Annotated in this window: 12 protein-coding genes and 1 pseudogene; 3 read left to right on the top strand and 10 right to left on the bottom strand. The window is 66.6% G+C overall.

Translation table 11 applies throughout. The features are described 5' to 3' along the window. Positions 1-20: 20 nt before the first annotated feature. The 3 genes from AC5Y3Z_RS01490 to AC5Y3Z_RS01480 form a co-directional block, all read right to left on the bottom strand. Positions 21-2,528, bottom strand: coding sequence for a glycogen/starch/alpha-glucan phosphorylase (locus AC5Y3Z_RS01490; RefSeq protein ID WP_463827802.1), 2,508 nt, complete (start codon positions 2,526-2,528; stop codon positions 21-23). A 147-nt stretch (positions 2,529-2,675) separates the two neighbouring features. After that, positions 2,676-4,877 (bottom strand): RNA polymerase recycling motor ATPase HelR, encoded by a 2,202-nt coding sequence (gene helR, locus AC5Y3Z_RS01485; RefSeq protein WP_473139012.1) that lies wholly within the window; start codon positions 4,875-4,877, stop codon positions 2,676-2,678. Next, positions 4,874-5,197 carry a DMT family transporter gene (locus AC5Y3Z_RS01480; protein ID WP_463827803.1) on the bottom strand — a complete coding sequence of 108 codons (324 nt, stop codon included), beginning with the start codon at positions 5,195-5,197 and terminating at the stop codon, positions 4,874-4,876. Before AC5Y3Z_RS01480 ends, helR begins: the two co-directional genes overlap by 4 nt. 68 nt (positions 5,198-5,265) lie before the next feature. Between AC5Y3Z_RS01480 and AC5Y3Z_RS01475 the strand changes: the two genes are divergently transcribed. Continuing rightward, the gene (locus tag AC5Y3Z_RS01475; RefSeq protein WP_499918008.1) at positions 5,266-5,706 is read left to right on the top strand and encodes a DoxX family protein; all 441 of its coding nucleotides are present in this window, start codon (positions 5,266-5,268) and stop codon (positions 5,704-5,706) included. Here AC5Y3Z_RS01475 and AC5Y3Z_RS01470 read toward each other — a convergent pair whose 3' ends face one another. Both AC5Y3Z_RS01470 and AC5Y3Z_RS01465 read right to left on the bottom strand, forming a co-directional pair. After that, on the bottom strand, positions 5,707-6,537 hold the full coding sequence (locus AC5Y3Z_RS01470) for an oxidoreductase (RefSeq protein WP_463827749.1): 831 nt from the start codon (positions 6,535-6,537) through the stop codon (positions 5,707-5,709). Between the two features lie 89 nt (positions 6,538-6,626). Then, a complete protein-coding gene (locus tag AC5Y3Z_RS01465; protein ID WP_463827808.1) occupies positions 6,627-7,142 on the bottom strand; it encodes a hypothetical protein in 516 nt (171 codons plus the stop codon). On the opposite strand from AC5Y3Z_RS01465, the gene AC5Y3Z_RS01460 reads away from it, so the two are divergent. Beyond that, positions 7,081-7,770, top strand: a complete 690-nt coding sequence (locus tag AC5Y3Z_RS01460; protein WP_473139261.1) for an MspA family porin — start codon at positions 7,081-7,083, stop codon at positions 7,768-7,770. The two genes, AC5Y3Z_RS01465 and AC5Y3Z_RS01460, sit on opposite strands and share 62 nt — an antisense overlap. 1 nt (position 7,771) lies before the next feature. Here the strand turns inward: AC5Y3Z_RS01460 and lipL are convergent, their stop codons facing one another. The 3 genes from lipL to AC5Y3Z_RS01445 are packed head-to-tail and all read right to left on the bottom strand — an operon-like array spanning position 7,772 to position 11,495. Next, positions 7,772-9,019 (bottom strand): esterase/beta-lactamase LipL, encoded by a 1,248-nt coding sequence (lipL, locus tag AC5Y3Z_RS01455; protein ID WP_473139009.1) that lies wholly within the window; start codon positions 9,017-9,019, stop codon positions 7,772-7,774. 41 nt (positions 9,020-9,060) lie between these two features. Further along, complete coding sequence (gene ppk2 / locus AC5Y3Z_RS01450; protein ID WP_463827751.1) at positions 9,061-9,939, bottom strand: polyphosphate kinase 2; 879 nt, start codon at positions 9,937-9,939, stop codon at positions 9,061-9,063. Between the two features lie 32 nt (positions 9,940-9,971). Continuing rightward, entirely contained in the window at positions 9,972-11,495 is a 1,524-nt protein-coding gene (locus AC5Y3Z_RS01445; protein ID WP_473139008.1) for an Hsp70 family protein, read from the bottom strand. Between AC5Y3Z_RS01445 and AC5Y3Z_RS01440 the strand changes: the two genes are divergently transcribed. Continuing rightward, positions 11,461-11,946, top strand: a complete 486-nt coding sequence (locus AC5Y3Z_RS01440; RefSeq protein WP_473139260.1) for a 2,4'-dihydroxyacetophenone dioxygenase family protein — start codon at positions 11,461-11,463, stop codon at positions 11,944-11,946. The genes AC5Y3Z_RS01445 and AC5Y3Z_RS01440 overlap by 35 nt on opposite strands. On the opposite strand, the pseudogene AC5Y3Z_RS01435 reads toward AC5Y3Z_RS01440, so the two are convergent. Further along, a pseudogene (locus AC5Y3Z_RS01435) lies at positions 11,932-14,135 on the bottom strand (carbon starvation CstA family protein); the annotation flags it as partial. The gene AC5Y3Z_RS01440 and the pseudogene AC5Y3Z_RS01435 overlap by 15 nt on opposite strands. A 74-nt stretch (positions 14,136-14,209) precedes the next feature. Further along, positions 14,210-15,733, bottom strand: a complete 1,524-nt coding sequence (locus AC5Y3Z_RS01430; protein WP_473139259.1) for an ATP-dependent DNA ligase — start codon at positions 15,731-15,733, stop codon at positions 14,210-14,212. Between the last annotated feature and the right edge of the window lie 8 nt (positions 15,734-15,741).

The raw sequence follows: 15,741 nt of genomic DNA, 5'->3' as shown, positions 1-15,741 counted from the left end.
ACCCGAATTGCGGGCCGGTGTCAGATCTTCACCGTCAGCGGCCAGACCTTCCAGATGTCATCGCAGTATTCGGCGATCGCGCGATCTGACGAAAACTTGCCGCTGCGTGCGGTGTTCAGGATCGACATCTTGGTCCACGCGTCCCGGTCCACCCACGCTTCGCTGACCCGTTGCTGGCATTCCACATAGGACGCGAAGTCCGCACACACCAGAAACGGGTCGTGGTAGCGCAGATTGTCCACCAACGGCCGGAACACCTCCGGGTCGCCGTGTGAAAACAGCCCGCTGTCAATCAAATTCAGGACCGCCGCGAGCTCCTCGTTGCTGTCGATGTAGTCCGCCGGCCGATACCCGGCGGCCTGGAGGGCCTCGACCTCCTGCACGGTCATCCCGAACAGGAAGAAGTTCTCCGCGCCCGCCTCCTCGCGGATCTCGACGTTGGCGCCGTCGAGGGTGCCGACGGTCAGGGCGCCGTTGATCATGAACTTCATGTTTCCGGTGCCCGATGCCTCCTTGCCCGCAGTCGAGATCTGTTCGGACACATTGGCCGCCGGGTAGATCAGGTGCGCGTTCTGCACGTTGAAGTTCGGGATGAACGCCACCTTCAGGAACTTGTTGACTTCCGGGTCGGCGTTGATGGTCTCGGCCACTGCGTTGATCAACTTGATGATCCGCTTGGCGATGAAATAACCGGGTGCCGCCTTGCCGCCGAAGATGAAGGCCCGCGGCGGAATCGAGAGACCGGGGTTCTGCTTGAGCCGGTAGTACAGCGCGATGATGTGCAGGACGTTGAGATGCTGGCGCTTGTATTCATGGATGCGCTTGACCTGAATGTCGAATATCCATTCCGGGTTCAGTTCGACACCGGTCGCCGAGCGGATGAACGAGGCCAAGCGAGCTTTGTTGGTGCGCTTGATGTCCCGCCACTGCTCGCGGAACGCGCTCTTGTCGACGAACTCCTCCAACCCGCGCAGCTGGTCGAGATCCTTGAGCCAGCCCTCGCCGATGGTGCGGTCCAACAGCTCCCGCAACCCGGGGTTGGCCAGCGCCAGGAAGCGTCGGGGCGTCACCCCGTTGGTCTTGTTGCTGAACCTTTCCGGCCACATTTCGTAGAAGTCTTTGAGCACACTGTCTTTTAGCAGTTCCGAGTGCAGCGCGGCGACACCGTTGATGGCGTGGCTGCCGACGGTGGCCAGATGCGCCATCCGGACGAACTTGGCGCCATCCTCACCGATCAGCGACATCCGCCGTACCCGCTCGGCGTCGCCGAGGAACTTGATACGCACCTCGTCGAGGAACCGGCTGTTGATCTCGTAGATGATCTCGAGGTGCCGCGGCAGTGATTGGCCGAACATCTCCAGCGGCCAGGTCTCCAGCGCCTCGGGCAGCAGCGTGTGGTTGGTGTAGGCGAAGGTCGCCACGGTGATGTCCCACGCCTCGTCCCAGTCCAGCTGACGTTCGTCGATCAGCAGGCGCATCAATTCGGCGACACCGATGGACGGATGAGTGTCGTTGAGCTGTAAGGCAAACCGCTGGGGGAGCTCCCGGACTCCCGCATCGGCCAGGTCGTCCATGATGTGCAGCACGTGCTGCAGCGAACAGGAGACGAAGAAGTGCTGTTGCAGCAGGCGCAGCCGCTTGCCGGCCTCCGGCTCGTCGTTGGGGTAGAGCACCTTGGTGACCGTCTCGGAGGTGACCTCGTCCTCGACGGCCTTGTAGTAGTCGCCGGTGTTGAACGCTTCCAACGCAAAGGACTTGACCGCACGCGCGCTCCACAGGGTCAGTACGTTGCAGGTGTTGACGCCGTAGCCCTGGATGGGGGTGTCGTAGGCGGTGCCCTTGAGCATCAGGCCCGGCACCCACCGGGCGCGGTCGCGGTCGTTGTCGTCGGTGTAGTGCTCGACGTGACCGCCCCACTTGACCAGATAGTTGACGTCGGGTTTGGCTATCTCCCAAGGGTTTCCGCTGTCCAGCCAATTGTCGGTCTGCTCGACCTGCCAGCCGTCGTGGATCTCCTGGTCGAAGATGCCGAACTCGTAGCGGATGCCGTATCCGATGGCGGGGCGTTCCAGGGTGGCCAGCGAGTCCAGGTAGCACGCGGCGAGCCGGCCCAGGCCGCCGTTGCCCAGGCCCGGTTCCTCCTCGCACGCCAGAACCTCGTCGAGGCGCTGGCCCATCGCGGCCAGCGCGGTCTTGGCCGCCCGCTCCAGACCGAGGTTCAACAGATTGTTGCCCAGTTGCGGGCCCATCAGGAACTCGGCGGACAGATAGCAGGTCACCTTGCGACCGAGATCCAGGGAGACCTGCGTGGAGGCCACCCGGCGGTCCTGCATGCGGTCACGCACAGCCAGGGCGAGCGCGCGGTAATAGTGCTCGGGCCGCAGGGCGGCGGCCGGACGTCCGATCGAATACCGCAGATGGTCGGTGATCGCCCGTTGCAGGGCGGCCGCACCCATTCCGGTGCGCGAGTGCTCGTTCAGCTCCGAGCGCGCGCCGGCGTCGTTGGTGGTGCGGTCGAGGTCGGTCATGGTGAGTCCTACTCTCTCGAGATTCTTCGACAGTCGCACCGACTTGCCCGGCGGCAGCAGAAAGTGGGTCTGGCAGCGATGCTCGCACACCCGGCATGCTTTTGCCTTCCCGATCGCCGTCAAAAACGTGAACGGCACGCCACGTCCTTACGACGCGCCGTCGACGGCCAGGCTGCGCAGCGCGCGCGGCAACGGCCCCTGATGTAGCACACCCAGGCGTTGCGTCGCCCGGGTCAGGGCGACGTAGAGTTCGGCCGCCCCGCGGGGATTCTCGGCCAGGATCCGTTGCGGCTCCACGACCAGGACCGCGTCGAACTCCAAACCCTTGGCCTGCGACGGCGGCACCGTGCCCGGCACATCGGCGGGCCCGATCACCACGCTGGTACCCTCGCGGCCGGCCTCGTCACGAACGAATTCCGCTATCGCAGCGGGTATTTCGTGGGCATCGAGCTGCTTGGACCAGGGCGGTACGCCGCTGGCCCGGACCGACTCCGGGGGCGCGGTATCGGGCGCGAACTCGGCCAGCAACCCGGCGGCCACCGCCATGATCTCTGCCGGGGTCCGGTAATTCACCGACAGCGACCGGTAAACCCACCGGCCGGGAACGTAGGGCGCCAGCACCGATTCCCAGGACCTCGCACCGGCCGCCGACCGGCGCTGGGCCAGATCACCGACCACGGTGAAAGACCGTGCCGAGCAGCGCCGCATCAACACCCGCCAGTCCATCTCAGAAAGCTCCTGGGCCTCGTCGACCACCACATGCCGGTAGGTCCAGGTACGGTCGGCGGCGGCGCGCTCGGCCAGCTCACGAGCGTCGCCTTCGACGAACCGCTCGGCCAGGTCCTCGCCGTAGAGCAGATCCTGGGCCAGCAGCTGATCCTCGTCGTCCATCAGGTCCTCGCGGCTGACCATCAGATCCAGCACGCCCGCGGCGTACGCGGCCTCCTCACGTTGCTCGCGTTCGGCCTGCTGCCTGGCCAGTTCTTCGGCTTCCTTGTTGGTGCCCAGCAGGTCGACGAGTTCGTCCAGCAGCGGCACGTCCGACACCGTCCACGCGTCGCCGACGGCGCGCAGCAGCGCCGGATCGGCACCCGCCGCGCGCAGTCTCTCGGGGGACTCCAAGAGCGCGGACAGCAGTGCCTGCGGCGTCAGGATCGGCCAGAGCTCGTCGAGCGCAGCGGCGAAGGCCTCGTTGTCGGCGAGCTCCTCGATCAGCTCGTCCCGCAGCTTCTCCCACGCGTCCCGGTCCGAACGGGTCAGCCAGCCCCGCCCGATCTTGGCGATCGCCCGCTCGGTCAGCACATAGGTGACGATGTCGGTGAATGCGGCGCGGGCAGCGTTGTGTGGCAGCTTGGTGGCGCGCGCCTCCTCTCGCGCCCACTGCGCGGTTTCGGCGTCGATGCGCATCGTCACGTCGGACAACTTGATCAACAACGGATCCTGCGGCAGCTGTTGGCGGTCGGCGATGGCCGCGGTGAGTACGTCCAGGATCTGCAGCGATCCCTTCAGGGCTGCCGCCTCCGGTTCGTCCTCAGCGGTGACGGACAGCCCCGGCACCAGATCGCCGGTGGTCATGAACACCACCGTCGACTCGCCCAGCGACGGCAGCACCTGGCTGATGTGGTTGAGGAAGGCCGGGCTGGGTCCGATCACCAGCACCCCGTGGCGTTCCATCCGCGCCCGCTGGGTGTAGAGCAGGTAGGCGACGCGGTGCAGCGCGACCACCGTCTTGCCGGTGCCTGGACCGCCTTCGACGACCAGGACGCCGGCGTGGTCCAGGCGGATGATCTCGTCCTGCTCGGCCTGGATGGTCGCCACGATGTCGCGCATTCCGTCGCCACGCGGCGCATTGATCGCCGCCAGCAGCGCGGTGTCGCTTGAGCTTTGGTGTCCGTCACCGGATTCGGCCGGGTCCGGGCGGCCGAGCACTTCGTCGGTGAAGGCGACGATCCGACGGCCGCGGGTGTGAAACTGGCGGCGCCGACGCATGCCCTCGGGGTGGGCCGCGGTGGCTGTGTAGAACGCCCTGGCCGCCGGCGCCCGCCAATCGAGCAGCAGCGGCTCGTACTCGTCGGACTCGTCGAGCAGCCCGATGCGGCCGATGTAGGTCAGGTGGCCTGCGACGCTGTCCAACCGGCCGAAGCACAGGCCGTCGTCGGCGACGTCGAGGCGCTTGATCCGCTTGGCCAGCGCACGCACCTCCACGTCGCGGTCCATCGGTGTTTCAGTCTCTGCGCGCAACGCCGCGCGGTACCTGGCCTGGGCGCGGGCGCGTTCATCGTCCAGCCGTGCGTACAGGCCGTCGACATAGGCCTGTTCTGAGCGCAGTTCGTCGGTCGCGCGGGTCAATGGGCACCGGCGAAATTCAAGGTGATCACCCCGGCAATGATCAGGCCGACGCCGACCACCTTGCCTGCCGACACCGGAGAACCGAGAAACATGACCGCGATCAGCACTATCGCGGCGGTGCCGACCGCCGACCACAGCGCGTAGGCGACGTCGGTCTGCATGCCCCGCGCGATCGACAACGACAGCAACGCAAACGACGCGGCATAACCGAGCAGGCACACCGCGGTGGGCCACAACCGGGTGAACCCGTCGGTGCTCTTGAGCAGGCTCGTCGCTCCGACCTCGGCGAAGATCGCGACGAACAGGAACAGATAGGCCAGCATTGGTCTCCTCGGGCAGCTGTACATCTACAGACCTACACGAAGTCCGACCTCCGTAACGTAGGGGCATGACCGAGAATCTGACGCACCGCCTCGTCGGCTATTCGCCGGCAGTGTTGAGCCTGTTCCGCTTGGTTTATGGCCTGCTTTTCGCCGGTCACGGTTCGATGATTCTGTTCGGCTGGCCCGTCGCCACCGGGCACCACGTCGGGGTCGGCGACTGGCCGGGTTGGTATGCCGGACTGATCGAGCTGGTGACAGGGGTGTTGGTCGCGGCGGGGCTGTTCACCCGTGCCGCCGCATTCCTGGCTTCTGGCACGATGGCCGTCGCGTACTTCTGGATGCACCAACCGAATGCGCTCTGGCCGATCGGTGAGGCACCGGGTGGCAACGGCGGAACCCCGGCGATACTGTTCTGCTTCGGATTCTTCCTGCTGGTGTTCCTGGGTCCGGGCAGGTATGCCGTCGACACGATTCGAACTGCGAAAGCTCAACGCCCGCAAGGATAATCAGGCGTCGAGGTCGGTGCTCGTGGTGGTCTTCTCCCAGGCCGAAATCTCCTTGGCGCGGCGCTCGGCGATGAAGCGGTACGAAAACAGCGCGTCTTGGCCGAGCAGCAGAAACGCCGGAGGTTCGTCGGCCTCGACGGCGGCCATGATCGCCGCACCGGCTTTCGCGGGGTCACCGACCTGGGCGCCGTGCATGGTGTCGTTCTCTTTGCGGCGCCGACCGGCGGTGTCGGCGTAGTCGTCGATGACGGTGGACGTCTGCTTCAGGGACCGGCCGGCGAAGTCGGTGCGGAACGCGCCGGGTTCGACGACGGTGACCGAAATGCCCAGGGGCGCAAGCTCGCCGTGCAATGCCCCGCTCATCGCCTCCACCGCAGCCTTGGCCGCCGAATAGTAGCCGGAGCCGACCGGGGTCAGTTGCACGCCGATCGAGGAGATGTTGACGATGGCGCCTGAGCCGCGCTCCCGCATGCTGGGCAGCACGGCCTTGATCATGGCGACGGTGCCGAAGAAGTGCGTCTCGAACAACGCGCGCACGTCCGCGTCCTCACCCTCCTCGATCGCCGCGCGGTAACCGTAGCCGGCATTGTTGACCAGCACGTCCACGCCGCCGAAACGGTCCTGTGCCTGCTCGAAGGCCGACGCGATCTGCTCGGGGTCGGTGACGTCCAGGGCGACTGCGAGCACCCGTTCGGCCGTGGCCTCGGCCAGCTTTTCCACGCTGGACACATCGCGGGCGGTGACGACTGCGTTATGACCGGCTGCGATGACAGCCTCGGCCAGGGCGCGGCCGAGGCCGGTCGAACAGCCGGTGATGAGCCAGGTGGACAACCCAGTGGTTCCTTTCGGTCACGATCGCCAGCGAGCCGACCGGAACTACCAATTATCTTGACAAGCAGACGATTTCGCCGACGCCAATGCTAGAAGCCCATCTTTCGGCACTTGGCGGTCCGATTCTGGCAAAACATCCCGCTGCCGGTCCAGTCTTTGGCGCCGGGCACACCGAAGTTGTTGGGCGTGTCCGTCGAGCGGAAATCCTGCGCCATGCCCGGTTGAATGACGGTCAGGAAATCCTCGATCAACGGTGGGGATGTGTCTTCGGGGTCCGCTGCGGCTACGCCGGTTCCGCCGACCAGGGCCGCAACGGTCATCAGACCGGCGGCAAGTGCCGAAGCGAACTTAGGAAGGCTCATCGGTCGCCCTCTCTGCTTGTGACGCGAATCACGGGCCGGCATCAAGCGTACCCGCGAACTGATGTGCGATCCGAGCCTGCCGAGTCTTCGTCGCAAACCGGCCACAAACTCACAACAACTCTGATTGCGGCGGCCAGCAAAGCGTTTGGCAAACCAGGCCGTGCATACCGTGAAGCGCGTGATGCCGATGTCCGCCGTGGTTCGTCGTGCCGCGGCCGTCGCTGTGTGCCTGGTCACGTCCATGACCACACCCTCGGCGGCTGCCCAGCCGGACGCCGAACCGGCAGGAGCGGTCGCTGGCGGAGCCGTACCCCCGGGCGTTCCTGTCCGGATCACGACGCCCGACGGCTGGATCCTGGCGCTCGGCGCCAAAGACGAGCGGCACGTTCCGGTGGCGCCGCTGACGACTGCGGTCTCGTCGCGCGAATACCTGTCCAGCGGAGTGTTCGTGGCTTCGCTGACCGGGCCCGAACCTCCGCACGGTGTGCTCGAAGTGGGGTACGAGATCGGTTGCGGCATCGACATGAGCACGGCCAACGGCGTCACCATGGCCAACGGCGCCGGTGTCTCGCCTTCGCTCGGCGCGGTGGTGCCGTTCGGGCCCGGGGAGCCGTTCCAGCTGCTACCGATCGTCGGCGCGCAGTACAACAGCGTGGTCAGTGTCGGGCTCAAACCCGGATTCGTGGTGGTGGTCCCGGTGGTCCGCAAAGAGTTCAAAGGCCCGAACCCGTGGATCATGATCAACGAGTTCCACATGAAGATCGACGGCTGCGTCGGGCAGTCCTTTGTCCGCTCGTACTCGACCCTGACCCGCATCACCGACGAGTCTGATGTGGTGTTGTCCTACGTCGGGTCCACCAAGGCGGTCTGAGTCAGGAGTACGACGCTCCGAAGTTCGGCACCGCCTGGAAGCCGTCGGCGTGGGCGGCGGCGGCCGCGCGTCGGATCGGCAGGATCAGCGGCACGAACAGGATCTGGTCCAGCATGATCGGCGTGATGAGCCGGTTGTGCACGAAGGCGAACGAACTCTTGGTCACCGGGTCGGCCCAGCCGATCGTCCCGCCCAGGCCGGCGTGCCCGAATCCGCGGAGCAAGCCGGGCACCGGCGAGCCGTGGTAGCCGAGGTGGAACGACATCGGCACCACCAGATTGAGGTCTGGTCGCAGACTGGTTTTGCCGAGCAGATCGCGCGCCAATTCCGTTGACAGTAATTGTGTTTGGCCGGTGTGGCCGTCGTTGGCCAGCGCTCCGTACATGCGCGCCAGACCGCGCGCCGTCACCACGGCGTTGACGGACGGGATCTCACCGTCGAGCAGGGGAGTGTCGCCCTGGATCAACGAGGTGATGCCGGGGACGTAGATCGCGCCCAGACCGCCGGCGACCGGGAGTTCCGACAGCCAGGGTGCGAGCCGGTCGAACAGCGGGTTCGCCCGGGTCGTCTGCGGGAACATGATTTGCGCGGCCGTGGTGGGCGCGTCCGCCGGCGGACGGCCCAAGTGCAGGCCATCGGTGTCGAGTGGTTGGGCGACCTCGGTGCGGAACAACTGGCGCATGCCCTTGCCGGTGATGGCGCGGGCCAGTCCGGAGGTGAGCCAACCGTAGGTGAACGCGTGGTAGGCCGCCCGGCCGGCGTGGCGGTCGACGGGCGCGGCGGCGAGTCGTTCCTCCATCAACCGGTGGTCGAGCAGTTGCTCCTTGGTCACGCCCTTGAGGTGGGACAGCCCGGTCTTGTGCCCGAGCATGTCGCGCACGGTGATCGCGGACTTGCCGTTGGCGCCGAACTCGGGCCAGTACCGCGCGACCGGTTCGTCGTAGGCCAATTGGCCGCGGTCGACCAGGCGGTGCAGGATCGTCGCGGCGACCCCCTTGCTGGCCGAGAAGACCATGGCGCCGGTATCGGCCGTCCACGGGATCTTGCCGTCCCGGTCTGACCAGCCTGTCCAGATGTCGACGACCGGTTCGCCGTGGACGTAGACCGACAGGGAACCGCCGCCGAATCGCGGATCGCCGTTGAACAGCTTGGCGAAGGTGCGGACCGCGCAGGAAAAACGGGGGTCCGCGGCGCCGTGCACATGCCCCGGTAGGTCGGAATCGACGTCGACAATCGCTGGCTTCGTCATGAGAATCATATTACCCAAAATGGATAACTATATTCTGTGAGCTAGTCCGCCAACGCGCGTCCGACGATGAGCGGGTCGGGCTCGCCGACCAATTCGTGGTCTTTGTCCGCGTAGTCGAACTTGGCGAGCAGATGGCGCATCGCGTTGATGCGGGCACGCTTCTTGTCGTTGCTCTTGACCACGATCCACGGGGCGAAGTCGGTGTCAGTGGCAGCGAACATCTCCTCCTTGGCCGCGGTGTAGGCCTCCCACCGGTGAATGGCCTCCACGTCCATCGGGGAGAACTTCCACTGCTTGACCGGGTCCACGAGCCGGATGGCGAACCGGGTGCGTTGCTCAGCCGGCGACACCGAGAACCAGAGTTTGGTCAGGTTGATGCCGTCGTCGACCAGCAGGCGCTCGAAAGACGGTGTCTGTTCCAGGAATTGGGCATGTTGTTCGGCGGTGCAAAAACCCATCACCTTCTCCACGCCGGCGCGGTTGTACCAGGAGCGGTCGAATAAGACGATGTCGCCGGCGGCCGGGAGATGGGACACATAGCGCTGGAAATACCACTGAGTCTTCTCCCGATCGCTCGGCTTCTCCAGTGCGACCACTCGGGCGGTGCGCGGGTTGAGATGCTCGGTGAAACGCTGGATGGTCCCACCCTTGCCGGCGGCGTCGCGGCCCTCGAACAAAATCAGATGCCGGGCACCGGTCTGGCGGCTGTGGTTCTGCAGCTTGAGCAACTCGATCTGCAATCGCCGCTTGAGCCGGTCGTACTCGTCGCGGGGCATGCGCTCGTCGTAGGGGTATCGCTCCCGCCAGGTGGCGACCGGGTTGCCGTCGCGGTCGAGCAGCACCGGGTCGTCGTCATCGCTGTCGTCGACGGTGTAGCCGTGCTCGGGAGTGGACAGGTCGTCCAGATCGATGTCGGGCATGATCCCGAATTACCCGGTAGCGATCGCGACTATCACAACCGTGCAGCGGCCCGCGTGAGCCGGAAGGTGCGTTGGAAGCCGGCCGGCTGCGTCGTCACGGTGACTTCCACCGCACCACCTGGCGCGACAACGTAGCGTTCCTCCACGTCGGGTCCCTCGCTCCACCGGTCGATCGGCTGGTGACCGAGATTGTCCCGGTCGTGCAGTGCGGGGTCGAACGGGAAGAACACCGGGTCGTAGGGTGTGACGTCGCCGTCGGGCCGGCCGTCGACCAGCCGGCTGCACTCCACGAACCGGAAATGTCCGATGTTGTGGGCCGCACGGTAGGTCCGGCTGACCACCAGCGGTGTATGACCGTCGACGGGCAGCGGTACATCCTTGGGCACGATCGGATCGAAGACGACGTCGGCGCCTGCCCTGGCCTCCCGGAAGACCCCGAAATGTCGCGAGAAGCGTTCGGAGAGAACAAAACCGGAGTTGATGTCCAGGAAGACCGCAAGACCGATGGCGGTTGCCGCGAACGGGTGCGGCGACCGTTTGACGCGCTTGTCGCCGAAATTGCTGCGCAGCATGCGCGCGACGAGTGGGAAGCTGCCTGCCCCGCCCACCACGTAGATGCCGGCCACTTCCGACCATGGCACGTCCCGGCCGTCGCCGGCCGGGTCGCGCAGCACGCGGGACAGCAGGCCGGCAGTCTCGGCGACCAGCGGCGCGCACGCCGCATAGACGTCGTCGATACCGCAGGAGAACGGGGCTCGCTCGATCCCGTCGAAAGTCACATCCGCCAGGAAACGCCGGGTCTGCGGCCCGACGGCCTCTTTGCGGGCGGCGCATTCCTCCAACAGCAGCTCATAGCCGGCGCTGTCCAGCGGCGGCAGCTCGCAGCCGGCCAACACCAGTTGCGCGATCGCCTCGTCGAAGTCGTCACCGCCGAGCCGTTGGATGCCTTCGCTGACTACGACCTCGTTGACGTGGCCCGCCATCTTCAGCAGCGACGCGTCGAAGGTGCCGCCGCCGAGGTCGTAGATGAGGACGTACTCACGCTTGGCCGTGATCGTCGAGCGGTATCGGTGGGCGTACTCCAGGCCGGCGGCCGACGGTTCGTTCAGCAACGCGACGACGTCAAATCCTGCCGCCGCGAACGCATCCAGGGTGAGGAACCGCTGTGCGCTGGTGGCGTTGGCCGGCACGCTGATCGCGGTCTCGACGGGGTCGTCAGGGCCGAAGCCGGCGTTGGACCGGTGATAGAGGTCGTGCCTGAGCTGTGCGAGGAAGCCGGTGAGCAGATCGGCCAGCGCATAGCTGCGGCCGGCCAAGGTGACCTGGGTGCGCGGTCCGGCGTCGTTGAGCAGCCTTTTCACCGAGCGCAGTTTTTGCCACCCGGGTTCGTGGCGGACCGCGGCGGCGTCCGGGCCGAACCGCAGGTCCCCGGCCGCGTTGGCGGCGATCAGAGACGGCCATGCATCGACGCCGTCGAAGGCGACGACCGGGTAATTGCCACGGTCGACGATCGCAGCGACGGTGTGGGTGGTGCCGAAGTCGATACCGACTCTCATCAGACCCGATTCTAGGGGCGATGTGCCTGCAACACATCAGGGCTACATTCTGCCGACATGGAGCCCCAGTGGCGGCCACTGCAGGATCCGACTGCCCGCGGTGCGTGCCGAGGTCATCGTCTCGATGAAGTTCCCGCCCGGCGTGGAATGGGGAACCCACTACCACACCGGAATTGTTGTAGCGCACACCGTTAGCGGAGCGTGGCGCTATCGGGAAAGCGACTGGGTATCTCGCGCGGGTGACACCCTCTATGAAGTCGCGGGCTCGTCGCACACGCCCGAAAGCTTCGAGGACACCGAGGTGTTCTTCTACATGATCGGCGAACTGCTCTTCCTCGATGGCGACAAGATCCTCCGGCAGGAAAACCACCAGACTTCCCTCGAGCGTTATGCCAATTACTGTGTCGGTAACGGAATTCCGATGCGAGACCTGACCAGCTGGCACGCCTAGCCGTTGCGGGGCAGGGCATCCCACTGACTTTGCACATCCCGCTCGGCGGCGGTGGGAATCAGACCCGCCGGCGCGAATCGCTTCGACGACACCGGATCGTCCTCGCTCGAAGGCCGCCCGGAACCGCGAATCACCTTGACTGCCATGATGATTCCGGCAGCGAATACCACCACGACGACCATCGCGAAGATGGCCGACAGGGTGCATTGGATCAAGGTGTTGCGGACGACGGCGTCGAGTTGATGGACGTCGGTCGCCGACCCGAACGCGGTCTTCCCGGCCTTCTTGGCGGCTGTGTACTGGGCGTGCTGCGTCCAGTACCCGACGGCGGGGTCCCCGGAGAAGATCTTCTGCCATGACGCGCTCAAGGTCACGGCTAAGTCCCACAGCAACGGTATGCCCGGTATCCACGCCCACTTGACTCTGCCCGCCTTGATGACGATGACGGTGATGAGCGTGAGCGCAATCGCTGCGAGCAGCTGGTTGGCGATGCCGAAGAGTGGGAAAAGGGTGTTGATCCCGCCGAGTGGATCGGTCACGCCGAGCAGCAGGATGCCGCCCCACGCGGCGACGACCACCGCACTGCACAGCCACCCGCCGGGCCGCCAGCTCGGATTGCGCAGCGCGCGCAGTGGGCCACCGATGTTGCCGAGCGCATCGGAGATCATGAACCGGGCGACGCGGGTGCCGGCATCGACGGTGGTCAAGATGAACAGCGCCTCGAACATGATCGCGAAGTGGTACCAGAACGCCTTGAGACCGGTGCCGCCGAAGACCCGCTGCAGCATCTCGGACATGCCGAAGGCCAGTGTCGGCGCACCGCCGGTGCGCGACACGATGGATTGTTCCCCGACGCTACGGGCGGCCTGGTCGAGCTGGGCGGCGGTCGCCGGGCCGCCCGGCAGACCGAGACCGTTGACGTAGTGCGCGGCGCCGGCGGCGGTGTCATGGGTCTGGGCCGACGGCGCGTTGAGGGTGAAGTACAGGTGCTGGTCCAAGATCGCGGCGGTGAGCAGCGCCATCACCGCCACAAACGACTCGGTCATCATGCCGCCATAGCCGATCAACCGCATCTGGCCTTCCTTCTCCAACATCTTGGGCGTGGTGCCTGAGGAGATGAGAGCGTGGAATCCGGACAGCGCGCCACAGGCGACGGTGACGAACAGGAACGGGAACAGGGAGCCGGCGAACGCCGGACCGTTGGTCTGGGTGGCGAAGCGGGAGACCGCTGGTGCCGCGATCGTCGGGTGGGCGATGCAGATGCCGGCCGCGAGCAGCGTGATGGTGCCGATCTTCATGAACGTCGACAAGTAGTCGCGCGGAGCCAGCAGCAACCACACCGGCAGCACCGACGCTGCGAAGCCGTAGCCGATGAGCAACCAGCACAACGTGACCGGCGACAGGGTGCACCACCTGACACCCCACGCGGTGTTGGCGACCCAGTTGCCGGAGACCACCGCGAACAGCAGCAGCCCCGCGCCGACCCCAGATACCTCCGCGACCCGCCCGGGCCGCAGGAAGCGCAGGTAACAGCCCATGAACAGGGCGATGGGGATGGTCATGGCGATGGAGAAGACGCCCCACGGGCTCTTGGCCAGCGCCCGCACCACCACCAGGGCCAGCACCGCGATCAGGATCGTGATGATGATCGGGATGCCGATCAGCGCGGCGGCACCTGCGGTCGCCCCCAATTCATCGCGGACCATCTGGCCCAGCGAGCGGCCGCGGCGTCGGGTGGAGATCCACAGCACCAGGTAGTCCTGGACGCACCCGGCCAGCACCGCACCGACGACGATCCAGATGGTGCTGGGCAGATAGCCCATCTGGGCGGCCAGCACCGGGCCGACGAGCGGGCCGGCGCCGGCGATCGCCGCGAAGTGGTGACCGAACACCACGCGCCGGTCGGTCGGCACATAGTCGCTGCCGTCGTCGAAGACCTCGGCCGGGGTGGCGTGATCGTCGCGGGGACGGACGATCTTGCTTTCGATCAACCGCGCATAGAACCGGTAGGCGATGAGGTAGGTGCAGACCGCCGCGACCACCACCCACACCGCGTTCACCCGCTCGGCCCGGACGATCGCGATGACGGTCCAGGCGATGGCGCCGACGACGGCGATGAGGCCGAAGAACACCTTGTGGCGCAGCGTGATCGGAGACTGGTCGAGGATCGCGACGGGCGGCAGGTCGGGCTCGGTGTTGATGTAGCTGATCTGCTGGTCGGCCACGGCCAGAACCCTACAAGGGCGAACCCGCTCTTGGCGGGTCAGTACATCGCGCGCACGGCGTCGATAGTGTCGGCTTCCGCTGGACGCTTGTCGTCGCGGTAGCGCACCACCCGCGCGAACCGCAGTGCGACTCCGCCCGGATACCGCGACGAGCCCTGTACGCCGTCCAGCGCGATCTCGACGACCTGCTCGGGCCGCACGTGCACGACGTACCCGTCGGTGCCGCCGGTGGCGAGTTCGCTGAACCGCGCGGTCTGCCAGTCCAGCATGGCGTCGGTCATGCCCTTGAACGTCTTGCCGACCATGACGAATCCGCCGGTGTCGGGATCGCGGGCACCGAGGTGGATGTTGGACAGCTTGCCGCGGCGCCGCCCCGAACCCCATTCCACGGCCAGCACCACCAGGTCGAGGGTGTGCACCGGTTTGACCTTCACCCAACCCGCGCCCCGTCGGCCCGCCTGATACGGCGCGTCCGGGGCCTTGGCCATCACCCCCTCGTGACCGGCGGCCAGCGTCGCCTCCAGGAACGCCGCCGCCGCAGCAGGGTCGGAGGTGTGCAGGCGGTCGACGCGCTGGGACGCCGGCACCAACCCGTCCAGCGACGCCAGCCTTTCGCTGGTCGGCGCGTCCAGCAGGTCAGTGCCGTCTCGGTGCAGGATGTCGAAGAAGAACACCGACAGCGGCTGCTTGGCGCGGGCGGCGGCGACGTCCACCGAGCGGCCGAACCGCGATGCGGTGACCTGGAACCGGTGCGGACGGTTGTCCGGCCGCAGCGCGATCGCCTCGCCGTCGGCGATCAATTCGTGCACCGGTAACGCCAGGGTGGCCTCCACCACCTCCGGTAGCCGGGCGGTGACGTCGTCCAGGCTGCGGGTATAGACGGTGACCTGCTCGCCGGCGCGATGGATCTGAACCCGGGCGCCGTCCAGCTTGGCCTCGAATATCGTTGTGCCGCCGTGCTTTTCGAGTGCTTCGGGGATGCTCGCCGCGGTTTGGGCCAGCATCGGTCCGACTGGGCGGCCCACCCGCAGCGTGAACGCGTCCAACGACCCGCCACTGAGCGCCGCGGCGGCGACCGCCGGCAGATCCCCGCCCAGCATCGCCGCACGCTGGACCGCGGCAGGGGGCAGGCCGGCCGCTTTGGCCACCGCGTCGGCCATGATGCCAGCCAGTGCGCCCTGGCGAAGCTCGCCGCCGAGCAGCCGCAGCAGAAAAGTCTGCTCGGTGTCGGTCGCCGCGGTGAACAGGCCGTTCAGCAGTGCCGCGCGGCGCGCCTGGGAGCCCTTACCGGAAATGCCACCGATCTCGGTGAAGACGGTGTCGACCTGACCGACCGTCAGCACCGGGTCCGACGCCGCCGGCGGCGGCGACCGGAGCGCGGCCCAGCCCACGCCGATCTGCCGTTGCCGCAGCACCCCGGAAAGCCACGACACGACGATTGCGACCAGCTCGGCGTCCGGAGCGGCGCGCCGCAACAGGTCGGCGATGTGGGCGACCTTGGTCAGCCGCGAGGAAGTGCCGCCGACGTCAATCGACGTGCTGGCCAACTCGAGAAGGAGCACAGTGCTGA

The organism is Mycobacterium sp. NGS61, from assembly GCF_059812325.1.
The sequence above is the reverse complement of the archived record's forward strand: the minus strand, read 5'-3'. Positions and strand labels throughout refer to the sequence as shown.

Excerpts from the sequence above, each read along its gene's own strand:
- AC5Y3Z_RS01490 (WP_463827802.1), bottom strand. The coding sequence starts at position 2,528 with ATGACCGACCTCGACCGCACCACCAACGACGCCGGCGCGCGCTCGGAG.
- AC5Y3Z_RS01475 (WP_499918008.1), top strand. The coding sequence starts at position 5,266 with ATGACCGAGAATCTGACGCACCGCCTCGTCGGCTATTCGCCGGCAGTG.
- AC5Y3Z_RS01460 (WP_473139261.1), top strand. The coding sequence starts at position 7,081 with ATGCCGATGTCCGCCGTGGTTCGTCGTGCCGCGGCCGTCGCTGTGTGC.
- AC5Y3Z_RS01465 (WP_463827808.1), bottom strand. The coding sequence starts at position 7,142 with ATGGACGTGACCAGGCACACAGCGACGGCCGCGGCACGACGAACCACG.
- lipL (WP_473139009.1), bottom strand. The coding sequence starts at position 9,019 with ATGACGAAGCCAGCGATTGTCGACGTCGATTCCGACCTACCGGGGCAT.
- ppk2 (WP_463827751.1), bottom strand. The coding sequence starts at position 9,939 with ATGCCCGACATCGATCTGGACGACCTGTCCACTCCCGAGCACGGCTAC.
- AC5Y3Z_RS01445 (WP_473139008.1), bottom strand. The coding sequence starts at position 11,495 with ATGAGAGTCGGTATCGACTTCGGCACCACCCACACCGTCGCTGCGATC.